At 68.2% G+C, this 16,473-nt stretch carries 5 protein-coding genes; 4 read left to right on the top strand and 1 reads right to left on the bottom strand.

Annotation, left to right across the window (positions count from 1 at the left end; translation table 11 throughout):
* The first annotated feature begins 34 nt into the window (after positions 1 to 34).
* From OHA70_RS32360 to OHA70_RS32375, 4 genes are read left to right on the top strand one after another with little or no spacing between them, the layout of a single operon-like run.
* Positions 35 to 7,000: a SpvB/TcaC N-terminal domain-containing protein gene (locus OHA70_RS32360; protein ID WP_328324077.1), complete on the top strand. Its 6,966-nt coding sequence runs from the start codon at positions 35 to 37 to the stop codon at positions 6,998 to 7,000.
* 16 nt (positions 7,001 to 7,016) lie between these two features.
* A complete protein-coding gene (locus OHA70_RS32365) occupies positions 7,017 to 8,459 on the top strand; it encodes a hypothetical protein (protein WP_328324079.1) in 1,443 nt (480 codons plus the stop codon).
* Positions 8,456 to 13,315 carry a hypothetical protein gene (locus tag OHA70_RS32370; RefSeq protein ID WP_328324081.1) on the top strand — a complete coding sequence of 1,620 codons (4,860 nt, stop codon included), beginning with the start codon at positions 8,456 to 8,458 and terminating at the stop codon, positions 13,313 to 13,315. The genes OHA70_RS32365 and OHA70_RS32370 overlap by 4 nt, the downstream gene beginning before the upstream one ends.
* Positions 13,312 to 15,588, top strand: coding sequence for a hypothetical protein (locus tag OHA70_RS32375; protein ID WP_328324083.1), 2,277 nt, complete (start codon positions 13,312 to 13,314; stop codon positions 15,586 to 15,588). The genes OHA70_RS32370 and OHA70_RS32375 overlap by 4 nt, the downstream gene beginning before the upstream one ends.
* On the opposite strand, the gene OHA70_RS32380 is transcribed toward OHA70_RS32375, so the two are convergent.
* Positions 15,589 to 16,464, bottom strand: coding sequence for a PPK2 family polyphosphate kinase (locus tag OHA70_RS32380; protein ID WP_328324085.1), 876 nt, complete (start codon positions 16,462 to 16,464; stop codon positions 15,589 to 15,591).
* Between the last annotated feature and the right edge of the window lie 9 nt (positions 16,465 to 16,473).

Raw genomic sequence — 16,473 nt, forward strand, 5'->3', positions numbered from 1 at the left:
GGATCTTGCGCGGCTGTTCAGGGGGAGGGCCGACGTGGGCGGGAGCACGGACGCCATTGTGTTGCCGTCCGGCGGCGGAGCGATGGCAGGGATCGGCGAGACGTTCGGTCCTGACCCACATACCGGCACAGGGAACTTCACCGTGCCGATCGCCCTTCCGCCAGGACGTGGGGGGCTCCAGCCTCAACTGCAACTGGGGTACAGCACCGGTAGCGGGAACGGGCCGTTCGGACTCGGCTGGGGGCTGTCACTGCCCGGTGTCAGCCGCCGAACCGGCAAGGGCGTGCCGCGGTACGACGAGAAACGCGACGTCTACCTGCTGTCGGGTGGGGAAGAGCTGGTCGCGGTCGGCAGCAATGGCCCGGCCACCCTCTACCGCCCACGCACGGAAGGGCTCTACGCGCGGATAGCCCGTCGGCGGGACGGTACCGACGACTACTGGCAGGTGACGAGCAAGGACGGCCTGGTCAGCACCTACGGGACACCGGGGTCCTTCGGCTCCGACCCGGCCACCGTCGCCGACCCACTGGACCGCAGCCGAGTGCTTGGCTGGCAACTCACCCGTACTGCGGACACGTTCGGCAGCCACATCGCCTACGACTACCGGCGTGACTCAGGTGTCGACGGAGCGCATCACTGGGACCAGCTCTACCCAGAGCGGATCCGCTACGTCGACAACGGGCCCGACTACCTGGTGAGTGTCGGGCTCGAGTACGAGGAGCGCCCGGACCCGTTCTCGGATCGCCGGGCCGGCTTCGAGGTACGGACCCGGCTGCGCTGCACCCGGATCGCCGTCAGCACCCATGCCGGCCAGGACCAACTCGTGCGCACCTACGACCTGACCTACTCCGACCAGGCCGCGAACGGCATCTCCCAGCTCACCAGGGTGACGATCACCGGGTACGACGAGGCCGGCGGCCAGGAGTCGATGCCCGCGTTGGTGTTCGGCTACACAGGCTTCCGGCCCGATCAGCGGTCGTTCACCCCAGTGACTGGGGTGAACCTGCCTGCGGTGTCGCTGGCCGACCCGTCGCTCGGCCTGGTGGATCTGGCCGGCAACGGGCTGCCTGACCTCGTCCAGCTGGGCGACTCCGCACGGCACTGGCGCAACCTCGGTGGTGGGCGGTTCGACGTACCGAAGGGCCTTCCCGACGCGCCGGCCGGGCTGAGCCTCGCTGACCCGGCAGTCAGGTTCGTGGATGCCAACGGTGACGGCCGGCCGGATCTGATGGTGACCTCGGGAGCGCTGTCCGGGTACTTCCCGATCCGGCCGGGACTGGGCTGGGACGAGCGATCCTTCCGCCGGTTCCGGCAGGCGCCGAGTTTCGAGTTGTCCGACCCGGAGGTCCGGCTGGTCGACCTGGACGGCGACGGGGTGACGGATGCGATCCGGTCCGGCGCGAGGCTGGAGTGCTTCTTCAACGACCCGGTCGAAGGCTGGCACGCGACCCGTTCGATCAGGTCCGGGCCGGCCTTCTCCTTCGCCGATCCCCGGGTTCACTGGGCGGACCTGACCGGCGACGGTCTCCAGGACGTCGGCCTCGTGCACGACGGCAACCTCGAGTACTGGCCGAACCTGGGGCTGGGCAACTGGGGTCCGCCCGTCTCGATGCGCAACGCCCCCAGGCTTCCGTCCGGCTACGACCCAGCGCGGATTCTCGTCGGTGACGTCGACGGTGATGGCCTGGCCGATCTCGTCTATGTCGACGACGACACCGTGACACTGTGGATCAACCAGAGCGGCAATGCGTGGAGTGACCCGATCACTGTCCGGGCGCGGGCGGGCTACCGCGGTACTCCCCCGCTGGCCGGTGGAGACGTCCGGCTGGTCGATCTGCTCGGGACGGGCACAGTCGGAGTCCTGTGGAGCCGTACCGGCCGCTCAGCGAGCATGTACTTCCTGGACCTGACCGGTGGCGCCAAGCCCTACCTGCTGGAGCAGGTGGACAACTCCGCCGGCAGCGTCACGACGATTGAGTACGCGCCGTCCACGCGGTACTTCGTGGAAGACGACCAGCACCACCTGACCCGCTGGCGAACCGCTCTACCGTTTCCGGTGCAAGTGGTGGCCGGGGCAGTGGTGCGGGACGAGTTCTCGGGCGGCAGCCTGCGGACGTCGTACCGGTATCGGCATGGGCACTGGGATGGGGCTGAACGAGAGTTCCGCGGGTTCGCGATGGTCGAGCAGCGTGATGCCGAGGTGCTGAACGGCACCGACCCGCCGCCGACGCTGACGCGCACCTGGTTCCATCCGGGGCCGGTGGGTGATGAGTTCGGCGGCTGGGACGCGCCTGACTTCTCGGACGCCTACTGGTCAGGTGATCCGACCCTGTTCGAGCCAACCGAGTTGCCGCCGCAGGTACGGGAGCCGGCCGGCCGAAGGATCCGGAGGGACGCCCTGCGCGCTCTGCGCGGGCGAGCGTTACGGACCGAGGTCTATGCCGAGGACGGAGGTCCACGAGCCGACCGGCCGTACACGGTCTCTGAAACCCGTTACGCCGTTGAGCAGCTGACCGACCGGGTCTTCTATCCGCATAGCGTCGCGCAGCGGAGCACTACCTGGGAGCGCGGCGACGACCCGATGACCAGCTTCGCGGTCAGCTCCTTCCTGGCCGACGACGGCAGCTTCGACCCGTTCGGCCGACCACACTCCAGTACTTCGATCGCCTGCCCACGCGGATGGCGGACGATGGCAGACCGCCCGGCAACGGAGTTCCTGGTTGCCCACAGCCGCACCGAGTACGCCGTACCGGCTGCAGCTGAGACCTACCTGCATGAGCTGGCTAGTGCCAGCACGGGGTACAGCCTGTCGGGCACTGCCGGGCAGACCGTCGCAGAGGTGATCGCCGACGCCCTGGCGGTCGGGCCTCGCCTCGAGGTGGACAGCCACAGCGTCACGCACTACGACGGCGAGGCGTTTGAAGGGTTGCCAGCCGGTCAGGTGGGCGCGCATGGCCTGCCCACACGGACCAGGACCCTCGTACTGACCGACGCGATCATCACCGAGGCGTACGGCGGTCCGCCGCCCTACCTCAAGCCGGCAACGGTCTGGACCGGTGACTACCCCGCCGAGTTCCGCACTCTGCTGTCACCGAACGCCGGATATCAGCGCGAGCCCGGGGGCTGGTATGCCACAGCCAGTCAGCGCTTCGACGAGCGCGGCCTGGCAGTGGAGAGTCGGGATCCTCAATGGCACGAAGGGAATCCGCAGGCCCACCGGGTGAGCAGCGAGTATGACGAGTACGGCCTGCTCGTGCTCAGGAACACCGATGCCGCCGGTCTCGTCACCGTGGCCGAGCCCGACTACCGGGTGTTCCTGCCGCGCAGGGTGGTGGATGCCAATGGCACGGACAGCCGCTTCACCTTCAGCCCACTCGGGCTCCTCACCACCAGCTCGGTCCGTGGACAGAGCGCGGCCGAAGGCGATGCTGCGGCTCCCACGGTCGAGATGACCTACGACTTCTCCCCTCCGATCAGCCTGCGCACGGTCCGGCGGATCCACCACGACACCGACCTGACCGTGCCCGCCGACCAGCGGGCCGCGACCATCACGACGGTCGAGTACTCCGATGGCTTCGGCCGGTTGCTGCAGACCCGCACCCAGGGCGACGAGGTCCGGTTCGCCGAAGCCGGCGACGACCTGGTCGGGCAGCGGGCGGAACCACAGCATCCGAACGTCGTCGTGAACGGCCTGACCGTCTACGACAACAAAGGGCGTGAGGTCGAGGTCTACGAGCCGTTCTTCAGCACCGGCTGGGACTACAGCCCGCCACCGGCGACCGGTGCGAAGGTGACGACGACCTACGACCCACTGGGCCGGGTCAGCTGCACCGAACTGGCCGACGGATCGCAGGAGCTGATGATCCCTGGCATCCCCGAGTTGACCGACCCACTGCGCTACGAGCCGACTCCCTGGATCGCCTACACCTATGACGCGAACGACAACGCCGGCCGAACGCATCCAGCCTCCTCCCAGAGCTACCGACACCACTACGACACCCCTGGCAGCGTGCTGGTCGACGCACTCGGGCGCGGGATCGAGATGGTCGCGCGGACGAGGGAGGCCGTCGGCGATCCGATCCAGGAGCAGGTCAGCAGGAACCGGTACGACAGCAAGGGCAACCTCCTTGAGGTCACCGACCCTCTGGGCCGCTCGGCCATCACCAGCGTCTACGACCTCGCAGGCAGAGCGCTCAAGGTCACCGAGCTGGACTCCGGCACCCGCGCCACGGTCTACAACGCCACCGGTGCACCGGTCGAGCATCGTGACGGTCGAGGAGCCCTGGTGCTGCAGGGGTACGACGGCCTTGGGCGGGCCAGCCGTACGTGGGCTCGCGAGCGGCCTGACCAGGAGGCGACTCTGGTCGTACGAGCCGAGTACGGTGATGGGGGTCGGCCGGACCAACCACCTGCCGAGCGTGCCGCGGCACGGACGGCGTACCGGCTCGGGCGGTCTTATCGCCAGTGGGACGGAGCGGGCCTGCTCACGGTCGAGCGCTACGACTTCGCTGGGCGGGTGACGGCCAAGGCCCGCCAGATGGTGTCGGATGCGGCCCTCCTAGCGCCGGAGCCGTTCCGCGCTGACTGGACGGATACTGCTGACCCCGTGCTGGAGGCCAGCAGCTTCGCGACTGACCTCCAGTACGACGCACTCGGGCGGACGACCCAGCTGATGCTGCCCGTTGACGTGGACGGGGACCGCAAGACCTTGCACCTTGGCTACTCCAGCGCCGGTCTGCTGACCTCGGTCAGGGCGAACGACGAGACCTATGTCGAGCGAATCTCGTACGACGCCAAGGGGCAACGCATCTTGATTGCCCACGGCAACCAGACGATCACCCGCTACACCCATGACCCGCAGACCCGTCGGTTGGCCGGCATGCGCACACACAGGTTCGCAGCACCGGCCGAACTCGTCTACCGGCCCACCGGCCAACCGCTGCAAGATCTGTCCTACCAGTACGACGTCTCCGGCAACGTCGTACTGATCAATGACCGCACACCCGGCTGCGGCGTACCCGGTACGCCGCTGGGTCCCGACGCGCTCGACCGGGTCTTTGAGTACGACCCGCTCTACCGGCTCCGAACAGCAAGTGGCCGCGAGTGCGCAGTACCGGCGGCGACCGACTACGACGTCGTGCCGCGCTGCACCGATGCGACCCAGACCCGGGCCTACACGGAGACCTTCCGGTACGACGCGCTGGGCGGACTGAGCGAGCTCAAGCACTTGGCGGGCGGCTCCGGCAGCACCCGCACCTTCACGACGGTAGCCGGAACCAACCGGCTGGCAGGCATGACGACAGGCGGTGGCAGCAGCATCGGCTATACCTATGATGCCAACGGCAACGTGCTGTCCGAGGGCGAGTCCCGGTTCTTCGAGTGGGATCACGCTGACCGACTGCGCGGCTACCGCACCCAGGCAGGCGCAGGCCCTGCCTCGGTCACCGCGCAGTACCTGTACGACGCCGCCGGCGCCCGCGTGAAGAAGCTGGTCCGGTCAGGTGGGCTGACCACCGTCACCCTGTACGTCGACGGCGGGTTCGAGCGGTGCAGGCGCAGTGGTGTCGGCGGGGACCTTGCCAACGACACGATCACGGTGCAGGACGACCGAAGCCGGATTGCGACGATCAGGGCCGGCCAGGCCTTCCCAGGCGACGCCACTCCCCCGGCGCAGTACCACCTGAGCGACCATCTCGGCAGCAGCACTGTCGTACTGGATGCTGCCGGTGCGGAGGTCAGCCGTGAGGAGTACACGCCGTACGGGCAGACCTCGTTCGGCGGTCAGTCCTTCAAGCGGTATCGCTACGGCGGCAAGGAGCGTGACGAGGAGAGCGGGCTCAACTACCACGGTGCCCGGTACTACGCGCCCTGGCTCGGGCGGTGGATGAGTCCAGATCCCGCTGGTCCGGTGGACGGGCTGCATCTGTACAGGTTCGCCTCGAGCAGCCCGATGCGGATGGCAGACCCCAGTGGGCTGCAGAGCTGTGACTCCTCCGGTTGCCAGGGCAGCTCCACTGCCACCAACGTCGAGGAGTCCGGCAAGGGGTCGAGCGGTGGGACCACTGCCGCCACCCCCGCGCCGGCCGCACCGCCGGCAGCGCCCGCGGAGCCGCCCCCGGTCGACGTCAAGACGCAGCCCGACGTACCACCGCGGACGGAGGCCGATAAGGCCTATGAGGCGCAGGCAAAGGCGGCCTTCGCGAAGTCGAGGGCGCAGCAAGGCAGCTTCCAGCAGATCGCCAAGAGTCTGTTCCGTTCGGTCTCCCCTGACGCGAACGCCCTGCTGCCGCCCGCGCCGCGGCTGCAGGGCATGCCGCCGGGGATGCAGCAACTGACCGATCCGGGCAAGCAGGACGACATCGCGTCGGCCGGTGGCGAGGTGGCGAAGGAGATCGCCGAGAAAGGCGTGACAGCGGCGTCGGTGGCCGGCGACGTCGGGCTGGTCGGCGTCAACATCGCGGTGGGCCAGGGCGGCAAGGCCGTCGCGAACGCGGTCGCGGAGAAGGCGGCGGAGACCGCCGTCGAGAAGACCGTCGAGAGCGCCGCGCCCAAGGCGGCGCCGGGGCTGATCGCCCGGGCCGCCGAGATCCACGCCGAGATCGCCAAGTACGTCTCCCCCCAGACCGCGCGGAAGATCGCGGTCGCCGTCGGAGACGGTGGCGGCCTGCGGGTGGTCACGGTCAACAACCGGGCCGCCTACAACCTGATCGTGAAGAAGGTCGTCAACCTGGCCGAGCACGAAGTGCTCGGGATCGCGCCCTACAAGCGCTACAACTACCTGCGCAACTACTGGCGCTTCACCAACCTCCACGCCGAGGAGCTGCTGATCAGGTCGTTCCGGCTGGTCGGCGTCCGCGGCGGCGAGATGGCGACCAGCCTGGAAGGGTGCTGGCGCTGCCAGACCATGATCAACGCCGCGAACGCGATCTTCCGCCACGCCTGGACCCATCTGAACCCGAAGCAGGGCGAGGTCCTGCGCCACACGGCCGGGTTCAGATAATGACGAGGGAGCTCAGATGCCCGAACCGTTCGTGATCTCAGGGATCGTGCGCCGCCGCGACGGCGACCCGGCCGGGCTGCTGGTCGTCGCCGAGGAACGCGGCCTGCCCAGCCGGGAGCGGCGGCTGCCGGACGGGCCGGTCGTCCTCGGGCGCGCGACCACGGACCCGGAGGGCTCCTTCGCGCTCGGCTTCGAGGCGACCCGGCCGGACCTGACGTTCACCGTGTCCGGGCCTGACGGCCGGTTGCTCGAGTTGCAGGAGGTTGTCACCGGCAACCATCAGGGCCGGGGCGACGACATCCTGTTCAACGCGATCAGCCCGCTCGTCGTCGAGCTGACGGTACGGGGTGACGCCGAGCCGGCCGGCGGTTCGGAGTACGAGACCTTGCTGGCGGCCATCGCGCCGGAGCTGGGCGACCTCGCACCGGGTGACCTGACCGAGGCCGATCTGAGCTTCCTGGCAAGGGACCTCGGGCAGGATGCCGACGAGCTCCTCCACCTGGCCTACCTGCGTGCGGCCGACCTGCTGTCACGTACTACGAATCTGGTCGCCGCAGCGTTCTACGGCTGGGCACGGCTGGCTGTCCCCGACCTCTGGAGTCAGCTACCGCCTTTTGACGACGAGCAGCGGCGTGACGACTACCTGGCTCGGCTGCTGAAGGAGCTGACCGCTACCGATCCCGACCGGCTCGCTGATTCGCTCCGGCGAGCCGCTGACGCTCGGATCATCCCTCCGCTGACTGGAGAGCGGGCTCATGCACTGGCGCAAGCACTGCGCGGCCGCGCACTCACCCAGGTCTCCGTGCGGCTCCTGCTGGTAGCCGCGGCCAGCGGGGAGCCGCTGGTCGGCTACGGCGTCCACGCCTATGACGGGACCAGTGATCTCGGGGCAGACGTCACTGATGCGCTCGGTGCCGTCGTGGTCAGCTACTACTCCGCTGACCCGAGTGTGGCGACATCTCTGCGGCTGCTGATCTCCGACGATCAGACGGAGGTCACCGCCGACGTCCTGCCCCCAGATACCGAGGTCAGAGTGCCCGTGCCGACACCGCCGGATCTCGAGGCCTTGGTGACCGCTGGGCATTTCCAGCTGACGCCCGGCACGCTCGACATCCTCGCTACAGCAGGGATCGCCGGCTATGCCGACATCCGCCGCCGCGGTGGCGTCGCAGGCCTGCAGGACCTCGATGCCGGTGATGCCCGGACGCTCGATGCACTGACCGAGCTGGATCTACTGACTCCAGATCCGGTCGAGGCAAGCAGCCTGCTCGCGCTGGACTACACCAGCGTCGGGGCGATCGCCGCCACGCCCTGGGGACGCTTCCTCGCCCATACCGCCGACCAGTTGCCTGCTGAACGAGCAGTAGCACTCCGAACCAGCGCGCAGGCGCAGGTGGGCATGCTCGACCTCCTGCTGGCCGGCCAGGCCGCTGACCTCGCGAACGGATTCAGCTCATGACCGATCTGCACTGCTCCTGCGGCGACTGCGAATCCGCAGTGAGTCCAGGCGCCTACCTGGCCAGCCTGCTCGACTACGCGCTCAAGCATGTGCAGAACGGCGATGCGCCGCTGGACCTCGGATACTTCACCGCACGCTTCCACCAGCCGTTCGCCGGTCTCCCGCTGGACTGCGAGGCCGCGGAAGCCACCGTGCCGCAGGTGCGGATAGCGGTAGAGGTGCTGCGTTCCTATGTCGGCCTGAGGCCATTGCTCAGGGCCGGCCAGGAGAACCGCCTGCTAGCCGGCGAAGCCGACTACCGGCTGGCTGCCTACACGGCCCTGCTCGCCGGTGCCGGCACGTCGTACGAGGAGGTGCGGCGGGTTCGCAACGGGAGTCCCGAGGAGCGGCTCGCCCTGGCCGAGCGGCTCGCTGTTCCTGAGGCATCGCTGGATCAGCTCTACCGCGACGCTTCGCTTCCGGCTGAGCTGACAGAGGAGTTCCTCGAGCGCACTTTCGGGCTCGCCGGTACTACGGCTCCCCCGCTACTGGTCGGACTCAAGGAGGGTGACGCCGCCGGACAGTTGACCAGCTGGCGATTCACCGGCTCCGACCCAGATCGCAATACCGACGCTGATGGCGTGGTCCATCTCTCTGTCACTCAAGACGGTCCGCAGTATGTGGTCTCTGCGTACGCAGACGCCGCCCGAGCGACGCTGGTTGCTCTAGGCGTGCGTGCGACTCCTAACGGGCCGGTCAGACTGACTCCTCGCGAAGGTAGTGGCCTGGTGGGCTCGGTAGAGCTCGCCTACACCGCCGACGCGGCCGACATCTCGGTGGTGGTAGCGCCGTTGCTCCAGTGCTGGCGGCTCAGCAGGCTCCGGGCTGGATGGCTGGCTCAGGACTGGCCAATCCCTGCGGTAGAAGGCGTTCCGCTGCTCGACCCGCAGACCATCGGCATGGCCGACCTCCGTAGTACCAGGCCGGGCAATGCTGCGTATGACCTCTGGCTGGCGCGCTACAACGACCTCGCGGCTCGACGGACTGCGCTGGTGGCGGCGAAGGATGCTGCTGCCGATCCTGCCGCCGGGTTGGCTGATGTGATCGCGCTGGCGCTGAGCCGCCCCGGCGACGCTGTCGACGTCACCCAGCTCGGGGCCTTGGATGACGCGCAGCGGCTCGGCGAACGGATCGGTCCGCGGCTTGCTCCGCTCGGCCTGAACTCGGCCGCCTTCGCCTTCCTCATCCCGATCGTGCGGCTTGCCCTGGCCGGGCAGCCGATCCTCGTGCCGGAGTGGGATGCGGTCATCGACACGCTGCTCGTGGCAGGAAAGCAACGCGACTTCGCCGAGTGGAGAGCAGCGGAACAGGCTGCTGGTATCACGCTCTCACCGGACTACTTCCGGCTGGCCACGGACGCCAGCACCGCACCGCTGACAGCGGTGAGCCTGACCATCGCGCCCTGGTTGTCGACCAGGGATCCACGGCGCTCCTGGTCCGAAGTACTGGAGGCCCGGATCGGCCAGGAAGCTGCTATCGGCGCTGGCGTGAACGCAAGTCGCAACAGCGCCGAGGAGAGCACGCTGCCTCTGTTGCGAGATCTCTTGGTGGAGGTGTCGGACGCCGAGGGCCAGTCCCTGGCCGAGGAGGCAGACTGGCTTACCCGACGGCTGTTGCTGGACCTGCGGACGGCCGGAACCCATCGGACGACCAGGGTCGCGCAAGCCATCGAAACCCTGCAGGAGTTGCTGTTCCGGCTTCGTACTGGGCAGCTGCCACTGGATGACCCCGGCAAGTTCTCCCCACGGTCGTCCGTCCGAGCAGTAGCGACACCGGACGGCCGTACTCATCTGCTGGCGCTGGATGACGACGGCATCGTCTGGCACCGGGTCTGGGACGGTATCTGGCGGACCTGGCACAACATCGGCGTACTGCCGGGTGCTGGCTTCTTGACGCCCTCCGCTCTGGCTATCGCCCTTCGCGGCGAGGGCTTCGACATTGCTGTCGTCGGTGGCGACCGCACCCTCTGGGGACGCCGCTACGAGTCCGGCTGGGAGCCTTGGCAGCAAGTGCCGGGCAGTCCCCAACTCACCGGCGGCCCTGCTCTGACTGCCCGCGGCTCTAACGCGCTCGACGCGTACGTACTACGAATCGGCGACCTGCAGGTACTCCGCCTCAGCTGGGACGGGATCACCTGGTCGGCACCAGAAGACACGGGCGTCACCTCGCAACGGGTGCCGGCGGCTGCCTCGCTCACGCCCGACACGGTTGACCTGGTCGTCGCCCGGGCCGGTGCCGACCTGTTCAAACCGTTGCATCGCTGGTGGGACGGTGCGACGTGGCAGAGCGAGAACCTGACGGGCATCCTCGGCAGTGACGCAGTAATGGTGGACGCCGGTCGCCTGGAGCTCTATCAGAACCTGGGTGGGCGCCTGAACCGACTGGTCCGCGACGGTGGCGTCTGGCTCGCGTGGGAAGACGTCGACGCCGGCCTGGCGGCTACTGATCCGCAACTAGAGGCTTCACCGACTGCTTGTAGTCCCGAGCCCGGTGTCGTCGACGTCTACGGCGTGCGGCGTTGGCGATTCGGTACGGCCCTGTGGTTCCGGCAGTTCGCCGCCGGTGCCTGGTCGGCCTGGGGCGAGTTGCCAGGTGAGCGGCTCGAGCTGGATGCGATGCAGTTCGACGCCGAGTGGCAGTGGATCGGGTCGTATGCGACCTGGCGCTCCGCCGTCTTCGTCAGGCTCTATCCGGACAACCTGCTGCTGCCGTCGCTCGCTCCACGGCAGACTCCTGCCTTCGCTGAGCTCGTCGCCCAGACGCGGCCCACCCGGCGGGTCACACCGGCTCAGGCCGACGCGTTGGCTCTCGACTACGCCAACTACCTCGCCGATGTGTCCGCGCTCAAGGTCCAGGCGTCCTGCCGCGTCGCGGTCCGGGTGATGGGGCCGAGCGGTGTACCGATCCTGCGCGCGGTGGAGTTCCTGTTCGGACGGTCGCCGACCGGGCGGGTCTACTGGTGCACCTTCGATCAGGCGGAGGTCGACGCGGGTGGCTACGCGCAGGGGTTCTGGACCGAGGTGCCACTGGCAGCCAAGGAGACCAACAGTGCGGCGCCCAAGGTCACCAGCATCGTTGGTGCGCTGCCCTGGCTGAACCCTTCCCTTGATCAGCACTACATCAGCCTGTTCCTGATCGCCTCTGAGGCCGGCGATCACACGCTGGTCCGGGCGCGTTTCGATCTCGATCGCTTCGGGCGGGACGACTTCTGCGAGGCCGGGGCTGTCGCGGTCGGCGGTCTGCCGCCGGGAGCCGGTGGCGTCGTCGAGAACATCGACCGGATGGTGGTGGTCCCAGTGCAGTCGGACCGGGTAGACGAGGCGCCGCAGCTCGCCATCCACACCCCCTCGTCCAGCAAGGCGTACATCCGGACGCTCAACGCTAGTACCGACGGCTTCGCCCAGGTCGCCGGCGACTGGGCCGCGTGCGAGGTGGTCCCCAACCTCATGACCACCGGCGGCTTCCTCGGCTCGGAGACTGTCACAGGTCTCCATGGCGCTCTGAGGACAGGTGGCCACAACTGGCTCGTCTACGCCCATAACACCAGCGTTCGCGTGTACCCACAACGCAGTGGTGGCTTGGCGGCCTCAGTAGTGGAGCTGCCCGACCGCGTCGTCGGAGTACTGCCGGGCGGACCGTCCACGGTCCTCGTTTTCACCGAGCAGGGCGGCACCAGCATGTACCAAGCGTTCAGCTACACCGCCGGCGCAATACAACCGGGGACTGTCTACCTCTCTCCAGGCGTCCCCAGCCTCGCCCGGCACACCGGTGCGACGTCGCCGTCCTTCCTCGTCGCACCCGGCAACGCAGGCCACTGGTACGCCTACCTGTGCCGCTTGCAAGGCGACAAGCTGATCAGCAGCCGTAAGTTCGACGTCGTACCGGTACTCGGCTCGGTCACCTCGATCCCGTCCCAGCAGACGGTCTTCGAACTCCAGAACCGGCGCGTAGCCATCCGTGGCGTCTACGACAACAACGCGGCCGCCTCGGAGAGCCTCCTGTGCGTACTACGGGAGGCCTACCGACTAGTGCCGCAGCAGCTCGCCCTGGCCCTGCAGGGAACCGGTGAGTACGTCGCAGCACTCGACTGGTTCGCCACTGTCTACGACTACCGAGCCCCACTCCCCGACCGCTACATCGACCACGGCCTCGCGCTGGACGCCACCCTCCCCGCCACCTCGGTACTACGCCAGCCCGAGGGCTGGTTGCTCGACCCTCTCAACCCGCATGCCGTAGCCCGGACCCGTCGAGCGGCAACCGCGCGCTACGCGATCGCTGCCATCATCAGCTGCCTCAACGCCTACGCGGACAACGAATTCGGCACCGACACCAGTGAGTCCCTGGTCCGGGCCAGGTTGCTCTACGACAGTGCTCTCGGCCTCTGCGACGTGCCGGAGTTCCGCCAGGCTCTGCCCGACTGCGGCGCGCTGATCGGGGCACTGCAGATCAGCCCGGGCGAATCGGTGCCACCAGAGGTCGCAGCGGCGCTGGGCGCAATCGCGGAGGAACTCAGTCAGGGAGCCGCCTTCCCGGCACCCGGTTCCGTCTTCACTCCGGAGAAGTACCTCAAGCTGATCCAGCAAGCGAAGGCAGGCATGGCGGAGTGGGCCACGGTGGTACCGGAGCTGCTGTCCTACAAGGAAGAAGTCCTTGCGTCGGCGGCACCACCACCGACAGCCGGCGGAGTGGTACTCGAGTCTGCGGCGCACCGGGCAACGGCGTACACGGCACTGCTCACTGATCCCGCCGTGGAGAAGGCCGTCCGACTGGCCGGCTCACTGAGCACGGCCCTCCCGGTCAGCCTGGGTGCGCTGTGAGCGGCCCGACGCCGGGCGGCGTACCGACTCCGCCGATCGCAATGCCGCCCCTGCAGTTCTGCATCCCGCCGAACCCGGCTGTCGGCACACTGCGCGCGCATGCGGAGCTCGGCCTGCGGAAGCTCCGCTCCGGGCGCAACCTGGCCGGCATCCTGCGTGAAGTGCCCGCCTATGCGGCCGCCACCGACACCACTACGGGCATGCCTGTTGCGACCAACGGGCAGCTCAGTGTCCCCACTGCTCGCGCAGTACCACCGACTGCGTACCGGTACGCGGTACTGATCGCGCGGGCCAAGGAGCTCGTATCGCAAGCCGCTCAGATCGAGATGCAGTACCTCAACGCGTCGGAACGACGAGACGAGGCCGGCTACACGCTCTTGAAGGCACGGCAGGAGCTGACGCTGGCTACCGCGCAGGTGCGGCTACAGAGCCTGCGAGTCGCCGAGGCCAACGACGGAGTGAAGCTGGCGGACTTGCAGATCCAGCGCACCCTGATTCAGCAACAGACCTACCAGGCCTGGATCGCCAACGGCCTGAACGACTACGAACAGTCGATGATGGACCTGTACGACGATGCCGCGAACGCACAGCGAGCCGAAGCGATCGCGAGTGCCAGCGTGCAGACAGCCCAGGCCATCACGACCGCTGCATCCGCTCAGTTCGGTGCAGCCGCGGCTGTCGCGAGCGCCGCCTCGGTGGGTCTGTTCGCCGCCGCCGGCGCGACGGCCTCCATCCTGGGCGCGGGCATTCAGGCGAGTATCGCGAAGAACAGCCTGCTGGCCAGCCAGGAACGCCGGATGGACGAGTGGCGGCTGCAGGCTGCCCTGAGTGCCCAGGACCTCCAGATCGGCGCAGCCGAGCAGAGCCTCGCGCAGGACCGGGTGGTGATCGTCGAACAGGAGCAGACGATCGCGAGCACCCAGGACAGCCAGGCCCGCGACACGTTGGAGTACCTGGCCAACCGCTTCACCGGGTTCGAGCTGTGGGACTGGATGAGCGGCGTTCTCGGCGACGTCTACCGCTCGCTGCTCCAGCAGGCCGCGGCGATGCTCAACGTCGCCCGTGCCCAGCTGGCCTTCGAACGCCAGGAGCAGCCACCGGTGACGATCCGCTCCGACTACTGGACCGTCCCGTCGTCCGCGGCCACCGCCACTGATTCAGACGACCGTCGCGGTCTCACGGGGTCAGCACGACTGCTGGCCGATCTCTACCAGCTGGACCAGTACGCATTCGACACCGACCGGCGCAAGCTCGCGGTCTCCAAGACGTTGTCGCTCGCCCAGTTGGCCCCCGCCGACTTCCAGACCTTCCGGGAGACCGGGGTGCTGGTGTTCTCGACGCCGACCGAGCTCTTCGATCGTGACTTCCCCGGCCAGTACCTGCGACTGATCCGGCGGATCCGTACCTCGGTGATCGCCCTGGTGCCACCGATCGACGGGATCAAGGCAACGCTGTCGAGCACCGGGATCTCCCGGGTCGTGGTCGGGCCGGAGCCGTTCCAGCCGGTGACGATCCGGCGCGATCCGGAGACCGTCGCGCTCAGCGTTCCGATCGGCGGCACCGGGGTGTTCGAGGGCGAGCAGCCGGCCGAGACGATGTACCTGCCGTTCGAGGGCAACGGCGTCGACGCCAGCTGGGAGCTACGGTTGCCCAGGGCATCGAACCGGTTCGACTTCAGCCGGTTGTCCGACGTCTTGCTGACCATCGACTACACGGCGCTGCAGAGCTACGACTACGGCCGCGCGGTCATCCAGTCGCTGACCCCACGGGTGCGCTCGGAGATCGCGTTCAGTCTGCGCAACGACTTCCCGGATGCCTGGTACGACCTGTTCAACCCCGACCTGCTCGCCGAGCCGGATCGTGGGCTGCTCAACCTGAGCGTCAGTCGCGACGACCTCCCCGCCAACCTGGACAGCATTCGGCTGGACCAGGTCAGCCTCTACCTGTCGGGCGACGCCCCGGTCCTGAAGACCTTCACAGTTCCGGGCCTGAGCCGCACCTCACCAACCGGTACGACGGTGGCCGGCGGAGCCGCCCGATCCATCGACGGCACCATCAGCACCCGACGCGGCAACGGCGCCTCCTGGCTACCGCTCACCGCCATGGCAGCGGGTGGCGAGGCGCCCACTCCGTACGGCGACTGGACGCTCAACCTCCGCACGCCCAACCCTGCCGACGCGCAAGCCCTGGAGGATGCCATCGCGACGGGCGACCTCCAGGACATACTCCTCGTCCTCACCTACACAGCCGAGACCCCACCCTGGCCGGCCTGATCAGGTCGCAGCCAGGCGCGCCTTCTCGGCTTCGATGTCGAAGTCGGGCTTGGGCCACTCCGGGTTGAGGTCTTTCAGGGTTTCCAGCAACAGGGTGGTGACGGCCCAGTTGCGGTACCACTTGCGGTCGCTGGGGATCACGTACCAGGGGGTTTCGGCGTTGTTGCACTGCTCGAGTGCCGCCTGGTAGGCCTCGGCGTACGCGGGCCAGAGCTCGCGCTCGTCGACGTCGCCCGGGTTGTACTTCCAGTACTTCGTGGGGTCGTCGAGGCGGGCCTCCAACCGGGCCTTCTGCTCGTCCTCGGAGATGTGCAGGAAGCACTTCACGACCGTCACGCCGCTCGCGGCCAGCTCGGCCTCGAACTCGTTGATCTGCTCGTACCGGCGGTGCCAGACCGGCGGGGCGACCAGGTTGCGGACCCGGGCGATCAGTACGTCCTCGTAGTGCGACCGGTCGAAGATGCCGATCATGCCGGGACCGGGCAGCGCCTGGCGGATCCGCCAGAGGAACCCGCGCCGCTTCTCCGCCGGAGTCGGCGCCTTGAACGAGGTGATCTTCAGCCCCTGCGGGTCCATCAGCCCCGCGCCGTGCCGGATCACACCGCCCTTGCCAGAGGTGTCCATGCCCTGCAGGACCAGCAGCACCCGGCGCTCGCCATCCTTGCGTCCCTCGGCGAACAGCCGTTCCTGCCACTCGGAGACCTCGGGCCCGATCGCGTCCAGCGCGATCTTGCCCTCGTCCTTGCTGCCGGGGAACCCGGTCGTCGCCCGCGTGTCCCAGGCGCTCAGGTCCACCGAACCCTGCGGCACCCGCAACTGGTCCAGCAACCTGCCACCCGCCACGTCATCCGGCTTCGGAGCCTTCTTCTTCGCCATCTGCCCATC

This window comes from Kribbella sp. NBC_00382 (assembly GCF_036067295.1).
Taxonomy (GTDB): Bacteria; Actinomycetota; Actinomycetes; order Propionibacteriales; family Kribbellaceae; genus Kribbella.